General features: G+C 41.8%; 12 protein-coding genes and 1 other annotated feature. Of the genes, 8 read left to right on the forward strand and 4 right to left on the reverse strand.

The window, feature by feature from the left end:
• Positions 1-112, reverse strand: a 112-nt coding sequence (locus ACFQ38_RS08065; protein ID WP_381480379.1) for a transposase, incomplete at its 3' end; no start/stop codon positions are given.
• A gap of 296 nt (positions 113-408) precedes the next feature.
• Between ACFQ38_RS08065 and ACFQ38_RS08070 the strand changes: the two genes are divergently transcribed.
• The 5 genes from ACFQ38_RS08070 to ACFQ38_RS08090 all read left to right on the forward strand — a co-directional run bounded on the left by ACFQ38_RS08070 (position 409) and on the right by ACFQ38_RS08090 (position 10,052).
• Entirely contained in the window at positions 409-894 is a 486-nt protein-coding gene (locus ACFQ38_RS08070; RefSeq protein WP_381480330.1) for a hypothetical protein, read from the forward strand.
• A gap of 145 nt (positions 895-1,039) precedes the next feature.
• Positions 1,040-1,966 (forward strand): AEC family transporter, encoded by a 927-nt coding sequence (locus ACFQ38_RS08075; RefSeq protein WP_381480331.1) that lies wholly within the window; start codon positions 1,040-1,042, stop codon positions 1,964-1,966.
• Positions 1,967-2,226: 260 nt separating this feature from the next.
• A complete protein-coding gene (locus ACFQ38_RS08080; protein WP_381480332.1) occupies positions 2,227-3,465 on the forward strand; it encodes a helix-turn-helix domain-containing protein in 1,239 nt (412 codons plus the stop codon).
• A gap of 3,665 nt (positions 3,466-7,130) precedes the next feature.
• Complete coding sequence (locus tag ACFQ38_RS08085; protein WP_336824923.1) at positions 7,131-7,436, forward strand: hypothetical protein; 306 nt, start codon at positions 7,131-7,133, stop codon at positions 7,434-7,436.
• A gap of 63 nt (positions 7,437-7,499) precedes the next feature.
• On the forward strand, positions 7,500-10,052 hold the full coding sequence (locus ACFQ38_RS08090; RefSeq protein ID WP_381480333.1) for an ABC transporter permease subunit: 2,553 nt from the start codon (positions 7,500-7,502) through the stop codon (positions 10,050-10,052).
• A gap of 440 nt (positions 10,053-10,492) precedes the next feature.
• On the opposite strand, the gene ACFQ38_RS08095 is transcribed toward ACFQ38_RS08090, so the two are convergent.
• Both ACFQ38_RS08095 and ACFQ38_RS08100 read right to left on the reverse strand, forming a co-directional pair.
• The gene (locus tag ACFQ38_RS08095; RefSeq protein ID WP_336824921.1) at positions 10,493-11,278 is read right to left on the reverse strand and encodes a cytochrome c oxidase assembly protein; all 786 of its coding nucleotides are present in this window, start codon (positions 11,276-11,278) and stop codon (positions 10,493-10,495) included.
• Positions 11,271-11,768 (reverse strand): DUF2243 domain-containing protein, encoded by a 498-nt coding sequence (locus ACFQ38_RS08100; protein WP_336824928.1) that lies wholly within the window; start codon positions 11,766-11,768, stop codon positions 11,271-11,273. The genes ACFQ38_RS08095 and ACFQ38_RS08100 overlap by 8 nt, the downstream gene beginning before the upstream one ends.
• 144 nt (positions 11,769-11,912) lie before the next feature.
• Between ACFQ38_RS08100 and ACFQ38_RS08105 the strand changes: the two genes are divergently transcribed.
• A complete protein-coding gene (locus tag ACFQ38_RS08105) occupies positions 11,913-12,347 on the forward strand; it encodes a YugN family protein (protein WP_336824920.1) in 435 nt (144 codons plus the stop codon).
• A gap of 145 nt (positions 12,348-12,492) precedes the next feature.
• Positions 12,493-13,389, forward strand: a complete 897-nt coding sequence (locus tag ACFQ38_RS08110) for an ABC transporter ATP-binding protein (RefSeq protein ID WP_336824919.1) — start codon at positions 12,493-12,495, stop codon at positions 13,387-13,389.
• Positions 13,390-13,917: 528 nt separating this feature from the next.
• Here the strand turns inward: ACFQ38_RS08110 and rluF are convergent.
• Complete coding sequence (gene rluF / locus ACFQ38_RS08115) at positions 13,918-14,622, reverse strand: 23S rRNA pseudouridine(2604) synthase RluF (RefSeq protein WP_381480334.1); 705 nt, start codon at positions 14,620-14,622, stop codon at positions 13,918-13,920.
• A 209-nt stretch (positions 14,623-14,831) separates the two neighbouring features.
• Positions 14,832-15,069, forward strand: a binding site (T-box leader).
• Positions 15,070-15,581: 512 nt separating this feature from the next.
• Here rluF and ACFQ38_RS08120 point away from each other — a divergent pair.
• Positions 15,582-16,931: an anthranilate synthase component I family protein gene (locus tag ACFQ38_RS08120; protein WP_336824917.1), complete on the forward strand. Its 1,350-nt coding sequence runs from the start codon at positions 15,582-15,584 to the stop codon at positions 16,929-16,931.
• Positions 16,932-16,943: the final 12 nt, after the last annotated feature.

Here is a 16,943-nt window from a genome sequence, read left to right on the forward strand (position 1 = left end):
GCGTCTGTTCTGCGATTCCCATGTCCCTTGCCACTTGGGCCGCCGTTTTTCCTGTTTCCACAACTAACTTAGCTGCATCCATTTTAAATTCTTTATCATATTGTCGTTTCATCTTTTTCACTCCGCTCAATTGGATAAGTTTATTATAACTCTCCCAATTCAATGAGTCCTAAATTTAGACTATCATCAGCTTTATAAAAAGTGCATGAAGGATTGAAGGGGTATTTAGGCTGTTTGAAAATTGAAACTCAATATTTGTCTTCCCTCTATAAGATAAGAAGGAGAAGAAAGGGAGGCTATTGGTAAAAAGAAAATGATTATCAACGGGGGATAGCAATTTTTATCAAAAAAGTTTTTTATGGAAAGAAAAGTATTGCTCTATCATTAATTGTTTTAAGTATGTTAATAGTGGGGTGTTCTCAAGAGGAACAGAAAGATCAAAACATCGAGCTGATCGAATCGTTTTTAGAGTATGACTTGATTGCACCGAATGAAGAGGCGATACAAGCGAACGATGAGCTTTGGAAATGGTTGGAGATAAATGATGATGGGACGCCAAGTGAGGAATATGAATCGTTCTTAAAAGAAACGTATGGAACCTATTTAACGGAAAGCGGCTTGGAACATTTCAAGACAACAGGTCAGGTGTCACAGTTCCATCTCGCGGCTGAGGAACATGGCTACGAAACAGCCATAAAGAAAATAGAAATCAAACAAAACGAAGATACACCGACGAACTACAACTTCACTGCTACTGTTGAGTATGAAAAGGGCGGAGAAGAAAAGCTTGAAGGAGAAATCAAAGGAATTGCGATTGTCCGCCCAGAAGGGATTGCAAAAATAACGTACCAAGGTGACAAGGAATTTTTAACAAAGCTATTGAAGAATGAATAAGAGCATAATTGACGGCGCGATGTGGTCGCACAATGAATCGTTGTGCAAAACATCTTGCCGTTTTTTGTGGTAACGATGATGATTTTTTCCTGTATACTCGAGTAGAAGGGTTGGAATATGAACCTATTAACAGGGGGAGGTCACTATGTTTATAGGAACAATATTTTTAAATGTCATCATACCAATATTAATTCTGATTATGATCGGAGCAGTATTGCAAAGAAAGTTTTCATTTAACTTACGGGCGATTTCGAATTTGATTACATATTGTCTTATGCCAGCTGCTGTTTTTATCAATCTTTATGAGACAGAAATTGACGTCCAAGTCCTTTTGGAAATCATCGGATATTTAATTGTCTTCAGCCTATTATTAATTGCTGTAACCATTTTATTGGGAAAGCTGCTCAAGTTAGACAAAGGGGAATCAGCAATCTTTAAAAACAGCATTTCGCTTATCAATTCAGGGAACTACGGCATCCCGGTGAGTCAACTGCTGTTTCAGGCAAATCCTTTAGGCATATCCATCCAAATTATAGTGATGGTATTCCAAAATATTTTAACGTATACATATGGGTTATATAATTTAATTTCCGCGACGAAGTCGGGACTGGAAATATTGAAATCTCTGTTAAAAATGCCGATTATACACGCCATGCTGCTTGGTGCCTTGTTGAATTGGCTGCATGTACCGATTCCAGGTCCAATCTATGCGCCAATAAGCCATCTTTCTGATGCTTTCTTGGCAATTGCACTCATTTTATTGGGCGCACAGCTCGCGCAAATAGAACTTCAAACGATTGTGAACCGAACGATTATTTTAAGTAGTGTCGGAAGGTTAATCATTGGTCCTGCCGTTTCGTTACTACTTATTTTCCTATTTGGGATCGATGGCGTTGTTGCTCAATCGTTGTTCATCGCAAGCTCCTTCCCGACATCAAGGAATAGTTCTACGCTAGCTTTGGAATATGATATATGCCCGGACTTGGCTGCGCAAACTGTTTTGTTTTCAACAATTCTAAGCGCAATTACGGTTACGTTTGTTGTCTACTTGTCTACAGTTTTATTTGTTTAAATGAATCATGATTATTGAAACGGTGATAGGTTAAACATATCACCGTTTTTCTATATCCAATTACAAAGAATGAGTGGGGTGAAAAGATGGCGTGTTCTGTTTTGACCTGCAATCCTTTTCAGCAGCTTGATTGGTCTGGGCGGAATTACGGAAATAATAGATAGGCATCATTCTATTTGTCATATATTACAAAGAATAACAGTTTATTAAATTTTTGAAAATGATAGAATAGAACAAAATATATAAAGTGGGTGATACAAATGACTATCGGAACGATTATCAAAACAGAGCGCCTTCGGAAAAATATGAAGCAGGAAACTTTGGCGAAAGAAATATGTTCGATTTCTCACTTGAGCAGAATTGAAAACGGGAAAATCGATCCAAGCAAGGAGTTATTGCGGAAGCTTTCGGAGAGACTCGGTGTGCCGATAGTTGATGATGAAAGTAAAAACGTGGAAATAGAGCATCTGCAAGAACGTCTCGAAACAATCATTAATTTACGGGATCAAAAAGGCGCAGCACAGCTAATGGAAGAGTTAAATATGTTGTTGCTTAAAGTGCCCGTTGAAGTGGCGTTACGAATTGACTTGGAGTTGATGCTCATAAGAGCGCAATCAGTCCTGCATAAGCAAGAAGAAAATATACTACAAGCGTTAGCCAAGTTCACTGAAACTGACTTAACACCAATCCAAGCATTCCGCGTTCAACAAATTAAAGGAATGGCTAGTTATGGAGTGGGTGAATTGAAAGTGTGTCTGGACTGTTTTTCAGAAGCACTAAACTTAATGGGGATTCTTCCGCTCTCTAATTTTGAACGAGCCGATTTTTATTATGTTTTATCGATTGCATTAATGGCTGATGGGCAGAAATTTGAGGCATTAGAAAAAGCAAAGGAAGCATTGAATTTTTTTCAGTCAATAATGGTAGGCCGTAGAGTAGTGGAATGTTATCTGGTTAGTGGAGTTGCCTATAAACAGATCGGACAAATGGATCGTGCTCTTGAAACGTTTCAGCTAGCTGAAAAGGTGAGTCGCCAGTTTGATTTGCAAACTTTCCTTGGAGTGATTTATCAAAATATAGGGGCTGTATATTCGGCTATCAACCATACGGACTTGGCCATATCGCATTTCCTGCAGGCAATTACGTGCAAAAAGCAACCGGAGCAGCAAGTTTATTCCATGCTTTCTCTTCTAAATGAGCATGCCAAATTAGGGAATCGGAAAGATATTCGTCATTGGCTTGAAGAAGGATATCGCATCCTCCCTAAATTGAGTGCACCAATGCGCAAAAGATTTGAAACTCAATTTGATGTGTATCAAGCATTATATGAAGAAAATGATGAACGGATTGAAGTGTCCCTTTTAACTGCAGTTCGCTATTTTCAGAAAAGGAAGGATAAGAACCAGACAAAGCACTACTCTAAGAGATTAGCGGAGTTCTATGCATCTAAGCGTAAGTACAAAAAAGCAGTTGAGTATTATCGACAGATAGTTGAGTGAGGGGGTGGTGTATTGGGTTACTGGTAATCGTGTTTGTCTTATCGAATCAAATTGATATCAAAGCAAGTAATGAGGGTAACGAAGAGCTGCCAAGAATGTTAGAAGAAATTGAAGGCTCTGTATAAGCGTAATATTTTTCTCTCTTATGCTTGGTTTACGCTTGCGTAAAATATGTTTTATGGATGCGAATTTGTTCGATAAGGTTAAATAAAATGAGGATGACTTAGCAATTTATTTTTTGCTTAATTAATGGTTTTTACTACTAATTTTAGTTTTCGGGGGAGTTTGTCTGAAATTTGCGCAACTCACTACTGAAAATAAGTATTAATCAATAGTTTAATTGTTTGATTTGTGCAAAAAATAGTTATGGACAAACATGGTGGAATATGGAATGATTAAATTATAAGAATTGTCCGCCGATATTCTTAAATATGCTACAAGGAGCGTAAAAATAAAAAGAATATGGAACTACGGACAGATTAGTAAAGTTGGCGTTTCTTAGTTTGGTGATGGCAATTGCGATTTTTGCTCAAGGTAGTCAGGTATCGGTGGATTAAGGTGCGACAAACTTCCAACCGAATAGTGTCGAAGACTATCCACGAATGATTGCTCACGCAGTAGTTGATGTCGGTTTTGCTATGCCGTACAAATATTTTGAAACAAAATATTTAGGAGTTACGTACCGGGGATGTTTACAATTTGATTACTCCGTTGAACCAGGACTCAACAGATACTCTGGTACACTATACCGATATGACCTCCCTTACCCAATGCCTTCTACTAGGCAACTGATCGAGCAAACCGAGTAAGAATGTGCCCTTCCTTTAATATGCTAAGGGGAAGGGCTTTGCTATATTAATCTGTATGTTTTCAGAAACTGTACTGTCAGAACTGAACCTAATAATTGAGCAACGGCATGAACGCTGATGTGAGGGATGTAGCGTTAAGGGTTTATTGAAATTTGAAATGAAGAAGATTTGGCGGCAAAAGAAGCTTGTTTGGTTGTTATTGGTCGTGTTTTTAAGTATCGGGGGTATCTTTTTTCAGAACTTTTCCGAGCGGGAGTCCGTGAAAGAAAGAGCCTTGGAAACAATTCACCCGTACTCGGAGGAGGTTGACGCTCGGTACCATTTTTATAAAGGACTCGAATACGAAGATAAGATGAAGCGATGCGGAAGCAACAAGAGCACATTGTTGAATTAGGAACAATCTTCTTTCGTTGGAAAGGGGCCATCCAAAACGGGGGATGGAGTGAAATTCCAGTCATTGAACAAGATTTCGTGGAGGCTGTAGCGTTATTTGAACAGGCAGAAGGTGGATTTGGTTCGCTGTATGGGTTGGAACGGGAGAAATTCATACAGAAAAATAATTGGCTTCTTGGGCATGAGCTTCCTTATGTGGATGAAGAATACCCCCTTTCACCGGCTCTTGTAGCAAAGGAAAGTTCAACCCTTTTATTAAGTGTTGGCGGAATTTTGCTTCTCGTCCTTTTCTTTGGAAATGTTGTGACGTCTGAAAAAGAACAGCAGACTTGGTTGATGCTGAAAACACAGCCGATTGCCAGATGGAAGCGCATCTTGGCGAAGTATGTAGGGGTGCTCATTGTACTTTTTGCTTTTCTATTGATGGTTTTATCTGTCGGACTATTGATCCCTTATGCATTCGGTGAGCAGGCATGGAACTTCACTTATCCGCAACTTATCCAATATGGAGAGGAATTCACATTTATTTCAACAAGTGTGTTTTTGGCTCGGATTTTTTTGTTGTTTTTCTGTGTGGGCGCATTGGTTTTCAGTTTCGTCATGCTGTTGAGTACGCATTTCAGAAGCACATTTGCCGTTTTGGTGTTGACGGGGTTTGTTGGTGCTGTAGGTTATTCGGCAACGTTGGTGAATGAAGGAATGCAGGCGTTTTGGAATCCTTTTCATTTACTGAGCATGACGACGATTGTCTCTGAAACGGTGGATGGCTCGTTATTTTGGCTATATCCACTAGCGGCGGTCTGTTGGAGTGCGCTTTTGTTAGTGGCGGCTATGGTGTTGCCTGAAGGGGAGAGGGGATTATTCGGCGNCTTGTTTGAGTGGCGGAAGTTGAAGCGGCACGGGTTGTTGAGGCAGGCCGTTATTGTGGTGGTGCTTTTTGTCGTAATCGGTTTCTTTTTGCTTGGGCAGATTTCGCAGAAGAAAGAGGCTGAGTATATAAAGGCATTAGATGAAAAAATAGTGAGCTATAGAGATGTAGTAGTGCCAGAAGCGGAAACGTGGGTTGCATTATCTGAAGAGAAATTGAAAGAAGCCGAAGCTACAGGCGATGAGCTTACAATATTATTTTCCAAGGAGGATGTTAAGCGAGGAGAAGAAGTTCTGAATTTCTACCAAAACGTTCTATTGAATAATGAAATGGGCAAAAGATCTTACGAGCAGGGAAATTGGCAATCATTTTATGAATATCAACTTTTCAATAATATGGTGACGAGCGGGGAATTAGTCCCAGAAGGTATCCACTGGGAACTTGGGCCATACAGCTATGTCATATTCGAAGCGAGCAAAGCAGAGAAGGAATGGCTAATGAAACATGATGTCCAACCGATCATATCAGGTGATGAAATCCCGACGATTTATGAAATTTGGCCAGACAAGGAAAAGAAAAAGGCGCATGTTGAGCAAAATCGAAAGATCGATAACAGCGGACTGTTTTCACTTTATCTGTACTTTGATAACTATGTCTATTTCATTCCAATAGTGCCTTTGCTATTCGTGTTGGGTGCAGGATTTGCAGGTGAGAAAGGGAAGCGTCCTACGATTCAAACGCTGCAGACGCAGCCGGTTGCTATGCGGTCGGTTTTCTTTGGCAAAGTGACTACGGCGGTTTTAGTAGGGATTTCCGTGTTAGTTGGCATCTTTGCATTCGTCCTACTCGTCGGCACGCTGTTCAATCGCTTCGGTGACTGGTATTATCCGATCTTCCATTACAACAGCAAAAAGGTAGTGGAAGCTGAAGGCTACACGGGGATGAGGGCGTTTGAAGGCGGTTTTGATTTTATGCCGTTAGGTGAATATGTGCTGGGCGGAGTGGCGCTATCCATCTGCATCTTCCTGTTTTTGATTGCGATGGTACATGTAGCCGGGCTTTTCATGCCACGCGCATTTGTAGTATATAGCAGTGTCGCGTTAATCAGTGGAGTTGGGTATTTCTTGAGTGACGGACTAGGCGATTACGCGCAGTTTTCCCCGTTCACCTATTTGGATATCGGCCGAATCGTCAATGGGGAAGTATCGACAGTGCTGAATAATCCGGGTGTGTCGGTGTTGAATGGGTGTTTCGTGCTTCTAGGTGCGGCGGTTTTATTAGTTGGAGTTGGATATGGTGTGTTGATTTTGCGGTCTAGGGTTGGCACGAGAAAAGGGAATGAGGTGTTGGCGAAAACAATGTAAATGTATTGGGCCTCAATGGCTTTGATAGAAGCATCCAGAGCATCAAATAGCTTGCTAAAATCAATTTTGCCAATTAGTTTTTTTGCTTCAGTGAAGGTCTTTAATACTAATTTATGTTTTTTGGTAAATTCATCCAATACTTGCGCAACTCATAGATGAATCTGTATTAATCAATAACTTGATTGTTTGATTATATAAAAAATGCAATAGCAAAACATGGTGGAATATGGATTGGTTAGATTATCGGAATCATCGGCCTATATTCTTAAATATGCGAGAAGTGTAAAAATGAGAAGAAAAACGTTCATGTTTATTATAAGTCTCATTGCAGTGTTTTCGGTAACTGTAGGTGTTCAAAATCAGTTCGTTTTGGCGAGCGAAGGCCAGCAGGAGATTGAGCTTTATCAAAAGAGTAAGCAGGTAACTGAGGAACTTCGATTTGTGGTGATTCCACCGAGACTTTACTTTTATAGTAGTGATGACGGGTATGAAGGTTACTTAGGACTTGTAAGCTATTTTTTTGATCATGGTTCTTAATAGAGTGTATGTGAAGAAAGGGAAAATCAGTTGAAGCAACAACCTAAAAGAAGGTGTGGTTATATGGGTTTACTAAAATTTGAACTAAAAAAGATCTTTCGGCAGAAGAAGCTGATTTGGTTGCTGGTCGTTGTCCTGTTAGGTGTGGGTTTTGTCTTTAATCAGAACTTTTCTAAAAAGGAGGCTATGCAAGAAAGGTATTCGGAGGTGATCCGACCTTATTCTGAGGAGGTGGACGGCCTTTATAATTTCTATAAGGATGGCGAATTAAAGGATAGACTGGACGAAGAGATGAAGCAACAGCAAGTGCATGTTATTGAAATGGGAACGATCATCTTTCGCTGGAAAGGAATTGTTCACAGTGAAAAGTGGGATGAGATCCCTTCCATTGAACAGGAATTTTTGAAAAGCGTGGAAGCGTTTGAGGAAGTGGAGGGCGGGTTCAGTTCGCTGTATGGACTGGAAAGGGAGAAGGCCATCCAAAAGAACGAGTGGCTTCTTGCGCATGACCTTCCTTATGTGGACGACGAATTTCCCCTTGCGCCTGCACTTGTCCTTAAGCAAAGTACGGATATTCTTTTAAGCGCTGGAGCGATTGTGTTCTTAGTGCTGTTCTTTGGCAATGCACTGACAGCTGAAAAAGAGCAGCAGACGTGGCTTACCTTGAAAACGCAGCCGATTCCAAGAAGGCAGCGGATTTTAATGAAGTTTGCGGGGAAGCTCTTCGTCATACTTGTGTTTATTCTCTTGGTCGCCTGTATCGGTTTGCTCATTCCTTATCTGTTCGGTGAGCAAGCTTGGCGTTTTGATTATCCGCAGCTTGTCCAATCCGGAGAGGTGTTCTCATTCATCTCGACATCGGCTTATTTGGCTCGAAGCTTTGTGCTGTTTTTTGCCGCAGGTGCGTTGGTATTCAGTTTCATCATATTATTGAGCACGCAACTAAAAAGCTCTTTTTCAGTTTTGGTATTAACGGGATTCGTCGGATCGGTCGGATATTCGATGACGCTGATGAATGAAAGTTTGCATGTTTTCTGGAATCCTTTTTATGTATTGAACATCCCAGAAATCGTCGCTGAAACGGTGGGTGGCTCATTTTGGGTCTTTCCTGCCGGTGCCATTGTTTGGAGTGTTCTCATCCTGGCAATAGCCATCGCATTGCCGGAAGGCGAAAGGGGCTTGTTAGGCGCGTCAGATGTGAAAAAGCCCTTTAATAATGGGAAAACCCTACATGTATGGGGGGTGCGGAATAGCAGCCTGTTCGAATGGAGGAAGGTGAAGCGGCAAGGATTGTTGCGACAGTCCGCCGTTGTTCTGGTCCTATTTGCTATGATCGGTTTCTTTTTGCTTGGGCAGATTTCACAGAAGAAGGAAGTAGAGTATTTTGCAGGGGTCGATGAAAGCATAGCAATGTACAAAAATTTCATGCTCGATTCTGAGCAAAGGCTTGCTTCGATTGATGAAGACCTGAAAGAGGCTGAGAAGTCAGGAGACGAAGCATTGATTAGGTATTACAAGGAGGATGCGCCGAAACAGTGGCAAATGATGATGGCGTATTACGGCGACATCCTTGCCAATTATGAAATGGGTAAACAAGCATATGAGAAAGGTGATTGGCAATCCTTTTACCGATATCAGTTATTTAACAACAGGGAGGAAAACGGGGAATTTCATAATGAATATATGAGCTGGAGAATTGGACCACGCAGCTATGTCTTGCTGGAAGCAAGCAAGGCTGAGAAGGAATGGTTGATGAAGCATAATGTTCAACCGATCATTTCCGGTGATGAAATCCCGACGATGTATGAGAGCTGGCCGGACAAGGAAATGAAAAAATGGCATATTGAGAAGAATCGCAAGGTCGATAACAGCGGTCTGTTTTCGCTCCATTTCTACTTTGACAACTATGTCTATTTCATCCCGGTGCTGTTGTTGCTCGTTGTCACAGGTGCAGGATTTGCGGGAGAGAAAGGGAAGCGTCCAACAATCCAAACGTTGCAGACACAGCCGGTTATGATGCGGTCAATTTTCTTCGGGAAAGTGATTACGGGGGTCTTGGTGGGCGTTTCCGGCTTAGTTGGCATCTTTGCATTCGTTCTACTCGTCAGCACATTATTCAATCGCTTCGGAGACTGGTATTATCCGATCTTTCATTACAACAGTAAAAAGGTGGTGGAGGCTGAAGGATATACGGGAATGAGGGCACTTGAGGGCGGCTTTGATTTCATGCCGTTAGGTGACTATGTGTTGAGCGGAGTGGCGCTAACCGTTTGCATTTTCCTGTTTTTGATTGCCCTTGTGCATCTGTTAGGGATTTTCATTCCACGGGCGTTCGTTGTATATGGCTTTGCGGGGTTAATTTGCGGATTTGGTTATATTCTAAGCGACAAGTTAGGCGATTACGCGCAGTTTTCCCCGTTCACCTATTTAGATATCGGCCGGATCATCAATGGGGAAGTGTCAACGGTATTGAATAATCCAGGTGTGTCGGTGTTGAATGGGTGTTTGATGCTTGTAGGTGTATCGGTATTATTGGTTGGTGTTGGTTATGGAGTGTTGCATTTGCGGTCAAGGTATAGGGTGCGAAAAAAGAAAGAAATATTGGCTACGCTCTAAACAGAACAGACCTTTTTAGCTTGTATTGGAAAAGCCGAAACTTATTATCATAAGGCAACCATTTCCCGAATGAGCTGGGAAGGGCTGCCTTTTTGAATGCACTTTTTTGGTGTTTACATTACATCGTTTGTATAAAATGAATGAATTTGAGCGTAACCAACACTTATCCATTCTATCCTTGATCGTGGAAAAAGTAGCAAGCTTACATATGCCCAAAAACTTATTAAGCGTTGCTAAGTAATTTTAAGTTATAGACACTTTTACTTTCGGTAAAGGCAATTGATACAATCGGCTTCGAATATGGAATTTCTACATACATTTCAAAAGAGCTTATTTACAGTCGGCGATTCTTGACTATAAAGAGTCATCATTTTCATTTGATCTAAAAAATAGCCTTTACTGTACCCTTTTTTGATAAAAAACGTTTAGAATCAAAAATACTATCCCCGCCCCACCACGGAAACAAGCTTTCGATGACGAACGGATTGATACCAATGCTTGAATAAGATAAAAATCAACAATAGATCAACAGCATCGCCGCCATAATACATTAGCATGGCACCGATCCTTGCCTGTTCCTCCGGGACGCCCGCTGGTGGATATGCATAGATGAATTTTGACAGAATCCCATGACCGGCAAGCGCAATAATGAAGACAATCGTCCTGTATTTATAACTGAAACGATTGGAGACTGGATCGATATAAACCAAAGAGATTGTGAATAAATAGCCGGATAGGAAAACATGTATGTGAATGATGATGTGGAGATAGATGTTTGCATGCATCGCTGTATATAAATCGGTCGTATAAAGAAGCCATAACCCACCGATGTTTAAAAGGGAAGCGACAATCGGGTGGGTGTAGAATCCAACAAACGAACTTTGCAGCAATCTGCTAAGCTTCCTTGCTAAATGTACGTTGAGTGTGCGCAATACTAGTGTCATAGGTGCAGCGATTGCAATGAGAAGCGGAGCGAGCATGCCTAACAGTAAATGTCCTGCCATATGGGCTGTGAAATCGGAATGAGATAGGCGTGAGAGTGGGCCAACAATTGCCATCGCAGCAACGAGCACACCTGCTATAAATGAAATTGACCGGAGCATAGGCCATTTTCGAAGTCGTCTCCTTCTGTTTGTAATGACTACAGCCCCGATGTATAGCCCAATTGCAAGCAGAGCTGAACTACCAAAAAGCAGATCAGTCAATAGAAAATGAGCATCATGCATTAGCAAACGCTCCTCTCCCTTCACGCTGGTCACGTCTCGCATTAACAACCAAACCAATACCGACCAATATCATGACCGCTGCAGAAATATTCCACACTAGATCATACGGTAAAAGATCGACATTGTATCGAATTTGGTGGATGCGCATGATCTTATGCTGGACTGTTCCATCATAAAGCTGAAAAGCTCCGGCACCTAACAATTTTCCTCCCCACCACATCTTATGCCACAATGCGTTTCGCCTTCGTAGGTCGGCAACTAAGAATAACGCTCCAACAGTTGCAAAATAGCTGAATGCATGAAACAGGCCATCTGAAATGAGACCTACGGCGACAGTCGATTTATCATAAAACTTATGCCAGTGTAAAAGTTGATGAAATAATGCCTCATCGAGAAATGCAACAAAGCCTAATCCGAACAAAATACCTGACCAAAGGTTTCGACGCGCAAATGTCCCCCTGTTATTTGAATGTGCTTGCGTATTATGTATCGTCGTCAAACAGTTCCCCTCCAATGTAGATGTTATACAAAGTATAGCCGTACGGAAGGAGTGGTAATCTGCTACTTTCGATTGTATGTCTTTCTCTTCTATTGAGAATGCTGTATAGCGAATTAATCTAAAGGAGGAGAAAGTATGTTGAAATTAGAGACTGGGCTGGAGGGCCAAACTGCTTCATTCGGTGTTGTGAGCGATTGCATCCGGGAATTAGGTTATCATATGGGTGGAAACTGGGATTATGATCAAGGGTGCTTCGATCACATTTTATGTCGGGAAGGTGGAGAAACAATCTATATCCGAATTCCTTTTGTCGTAACTGAAGGTATGCTTGATCATTATGAAGCTTCCATCAAATTTGGTACACCGTATATTATCAAGCATGTTGTTCATATTGGCCTTGACCGTGATGAAAGTTCACTATTGGATGCAACCGGATTCAGTCAATTTCAGCAACCGATTGATCAGGATGGCAAAATTATTGATAAAAACAGATGGATCCATGCAGGAGAAGTCGCTGTGAAAGAATTGATGGATTGTATGTATGCACAACACTTATTAAAATCGAGTTGAATTGAATCAAAAATCCACCTTAACAGCGGATGGTAAGGTGGATTTTTAATTTGTGAAATAAATAAAATTTTTAAACAAATTATGTTGTAACTATAGTAGAATGGAGATAATTGGATTTTATGAAACGATAGGGGGAGTTGTAAACATGATTTTATCCGTAACAGATGTGTACAAATCATATGGCAAGGAACAGGTGTTGAAGGGAATTACGTTTGAGATCGAGGAGCCTCAGATCATTGCGCTTGTTGGGCCGAATGGGTCAGGGAAGTCAACTTTGCTCAATATCATTACGAATTTGTTGCCTGCGGATAAAGGGAAAGTAACGGTTCTTGGGAAGAACAACCATGACCCGAATATTTTTCGGGAAATTTCATTTATGCAGGATAATACGGTGCTATACGAATATTTGACAGGGTACGATCATTTGCAGTTCATTTGCGATGTGCAAGGATTATCAAAGAAACAGTTGTTGAATACTGCAGACCGTATCGGTATTACGAGTTATTTGAATAAAAAGGTAAAAAATTACTCGCTCGGAATGAAACAGCATTTGCTGCTTGCAATGGCTGTCGTGAATAAGCCGAAGCTAATGATTTTGGATGAGCCGCTCAACGGTCTCGATCCGACAAGTGCGATTCGTGTGCGTGAGTTGCTCCTTGCGCTGCGCGATGAAGGAACGACAATCTTATTGTCTTCACATAATTTGGCAGAAATTGACCGGGTGACATCGTCAATCCTATTCCTGAAGAAAGGGAATTTAATAAAAGAAAATATGGCGGAGTTTGAGCAAGTGCGTTACCAAATTGCTGTAGATCAGACGGAAAAGGCTGTAAAGGCGCTTGCTGCAGCGGGTGTTCCTGTGGAACAAGTTGATAGACACTTGCATATTTACCGCCGCGATGTAGCTTTGGACCAGGTTTTGAAAATATTAGAGCATGAGAAAATTGTCATTGACGATATTGAAAAGAAAGTGTTCGGAACAGAGGAACGCTACCGTAAGATTTTTACAGAGGCAAAGGCCGATGAGCTTGTTGAAGTTTGAGCTGAAGAGCACCTTCAGATGAGCGCAATGAAAACTGATCGACTATACTCGGAACTTATGCCGTTGGACCGGGAAACCGATTAACGAAAGAGCAGAAAAAGCAATTTGACAGCCTGAACAATATGGCAACAGTGATCTTTCATTGGCAGAGCACAATTTATGGAAAGCGTTGGAACAATCCAGCGATTGGCATATATGCCGAATGCGTAATGTTGCTTGGATCAGGAGAGTTGCTAATAGCAATTGCTTATGCTGGATTGGGTTAGAGACTGAGGGCCGTGAAGAAAGGAAAGTCGGTTACAGCAATTCTATGAACGCTATAGGTGTGCATCATCAGCGGTTTATTAAAATTTGAAAAGAAATCTCGCGAAGAAAAAAGAAATTACCCATCCTTCAATTCGGCGCCCGTGTCGAATGGGTAATGTAAATCGATAATGCCTTAATTATTCTGACCACTCGGCTACAACCGAGTGGTTTATTAATTTAACCTTGAATGATTGATGATAGGAGCCTAGACTTTCTGAAGGGTTATCTTTTCGGTCTATAATCAAGCATTTGAAACATTTCATGCAATTCCTTTTCCGTTAAGTCGCGCCAATGGCCAATCGGCAAATTGCCAAGATGGATGTTCATGATCCGTGTGCGCTGAAGACGTCTTACATTGTAACCTAACGCTGAGCACATGCGGCGGATTTGGCGGTTTAACCCTTGTGTCAATGTAATGTTGAATTTTCGTGGACCTAATGGTTTCACTTTGCATGGTTTCGTTATCGTATCGAGAATTTCAACGCCAGATTCCATGTTTTGAACGAATTCTTTCGTAATGGGGCGGTCAACAGTAACAATGTATTCCTTTTCATGGCCATGCTCTTCCCGCAGAATTTCATTGACGATGTCGCCGTCGTTCGTAAGAAGCAGCAATCCGTCGGAGTCTTTGTCAAGCCGTCCAATATGGAAGATGCGCAGCGGATGGTTGACGAAATCGACGACATTGCCTTCGATATGGCGTTCCGTCGTGCTTGTAATGCCGACGGGCTTATTGAGTGCGATGTAGACAAGCTGTTCCTCGGTCTTTACGGGTTTACCGTCAACGCGAACTTCATCACCGTGTTCAACTTTACTGCCTAATTCCGCTAATTGTCCGTTGATTGTAACGCGGCCATCTTCGATCCACTTATCAGCGCCGCGTCGGGAGACGATGCCAGCTTCACTTAAAAATTTATTAATTCGCATTGAATGTCACCTTTTTCGGGATTTCTTTTCTTTATTGTACAGCTTGAAAGAAGGTTATACAAAAATGAGTGATTTCATATATTATCGAAAGGTTGACAATTGATCGAATCCATAGTAAGGTTGGTACAACTTTTTTGTTCGGATCGGGTAGAGGTGCCGGGAGCGGTACCGCCCAAGAACAGATGAGCTGAGTTAAGAAGAGCATAGCTGAGAAATTGTAGAGTAAGAATAGTAGCATCGGATAAGCGATGATAGAGAGTCAGTGGGTGGTGGAAACTGGTTCGCGACCGATGTGAATGGACTTATGAGAGCTGCCTTTTTAGGCGGACGTTTTTCCCGCGTTATGGGAAGCGTCTTTTCAGACGCGCCGAGTGGAAGCTGTTTTCGTGTGGCTTCAAATAGAGGTGGCAACGCGTGATCCCTATAAAATGGATCTTCGTCCTCTGCAACTGGACTTTACTGTCCTTTTGCAGAGGGCTTTTTTGTTGTGAGTGTGATCGATGGGATGCGTCCGTTCTACGTTTTGAAGCGTCGGGTTTACGTTGTGTTGCGGATGTTCTATGTTTTGATGCGTCATCTTTACGTTTTGCAGCTTACCCTGTATCGGGGACGTCTGAATAATTCGAAGGAAATCAAACGTCGCAGTAGATGCTTTTGACCAATTAACGCTTTTCTTGCGTGGGTGCTGTGAATTTATGGATTGTTGAATTGTTGTATGCGTTTTGGATTGATATTATGCGTGTTTGAAATGATTTATTCGTTGCTATCGTGACTTATGCGTTCACAATCCAATTTCTGCGCTGTCGGCATTATTTATGCGTCTGTATCCAAAATTATGCTTTTTCGAAGTAATTTATTCGTTTTCAAAGTATTTTATACGATACCGTGGTGTTCATGCGTTGGTGCGAAGGGTTTATGCTCTTTTATGGTTGCAAAGATGAGAAGAGGAGAGTGGTTTTATGGAACAGACGAGTTTGAGAGTTACGGTGAGGAAGCTTGAGGGGGATTCGTTGACGCCAATTTTGATTTTTAGGCGTCTTGTCGGCCATTCTCGTTTTCTATTGGAGAGTTCAGTGATGCATGAGGGGGCTGGGCGATATTCGTTTATTGGCGTGAACCCGGTGAAAGCGTATCGGGGAAGTGCCCGACGGCTTGAGGAATATGTGTTTGCGACGGGAAAGACGTATATTCATGAGGGAGAGCTTTTTTCTGTATTGAAACGGGTGATGCCACAAATTGCAGAGGTAGGAGATTACCCATTCATGGGCGGGGCTGTCGGATATATCGGGTATGGTGCTGCTCGTGTTAATTCTATTGGGCAAGAGCTTCCAGACGTGTATTTCAATGTGTATGATACGGTTATTATTTTTGACCATTTGTTACATGAGGTGATTGTCACACATGTTGAGATGGATGCGGAGCGGGGAAAGCCGGATTTAGATGCACTTTTGCGGATGATTACGGAGGGAGAGGCCGAAGAAGATGGCAAGGCGGAAGTTTCAGCTTACCACTGTGCCCTATCACAAGAGGCATTTGAAAAACGTGTTCTTCAGGCACAAGCATTTATTGAAAGAGGAATTGTAGAGCAAGTTGTTTTGTCGAGGAGGCTTGTCGCTGATTTTAAAGGAGATCCATTTGCACTTTACAGAAAATTGAGGAAGCGAAATCCTTCCCCATATATGTATTATATGGAATTTGACGGGCATACCGTGTTAGGTGCTTCTCCGGAAAGCCTTGTGCGAGTTACGAATGGTGTGGCAATAGCAAATCCAATAGCAGGTACACGTAGAAGAGGCCGTGATAAGGCGGAAGACGCGAAGTTAGAGACAGAATTACGGAATGATCCAAAAGAGCTGATGGAACACGAAATGTTAGTGAAGTTAAGCTGCATGGAGCTTCGCGAATTTTGTGAAATAGAGTCAATTCGTTTAAAGCGTGATATGGAAACGGTTCGATATGAGCATGTCATGCATCTCGTTTCAGAAGTGGAAGGAGCGCTACGGCCAAATATGCATGCATTGGACGCAATACGGGCTACGTTGCCCGCTGGAACAGTGACAGGGTCACCGAAAAAGGCAGCAATGAATATTATTTCGTCATTAGAGGACGAACCTCGTGGAGTTTACGGCGGTGCAATTGGATATATAGGGATGAATGGCAACATTGATTTTGCTTTGGCAATTCGAACGATGTGCGTAAAGGACGAAAAGGCTTATGTCCAGGCTGGAGCAGGGATTGTAAAGGATTCAGTACCTGCTTTGGAATTTAAAGAGACGGTAAACAAAGCACGTTCTTTATTAGAACTTTAAGAGAGAAAGATG

Origin of the sequence: Sporosarcina contaminans (genome assembly GCF_042679045.1) — a bacterium.
GTDB lineage: Bacteria > Bacillota > Bacilli > Bacillales_A > Planococcaceae > Sporosarcina > Sporosarcina contaminans.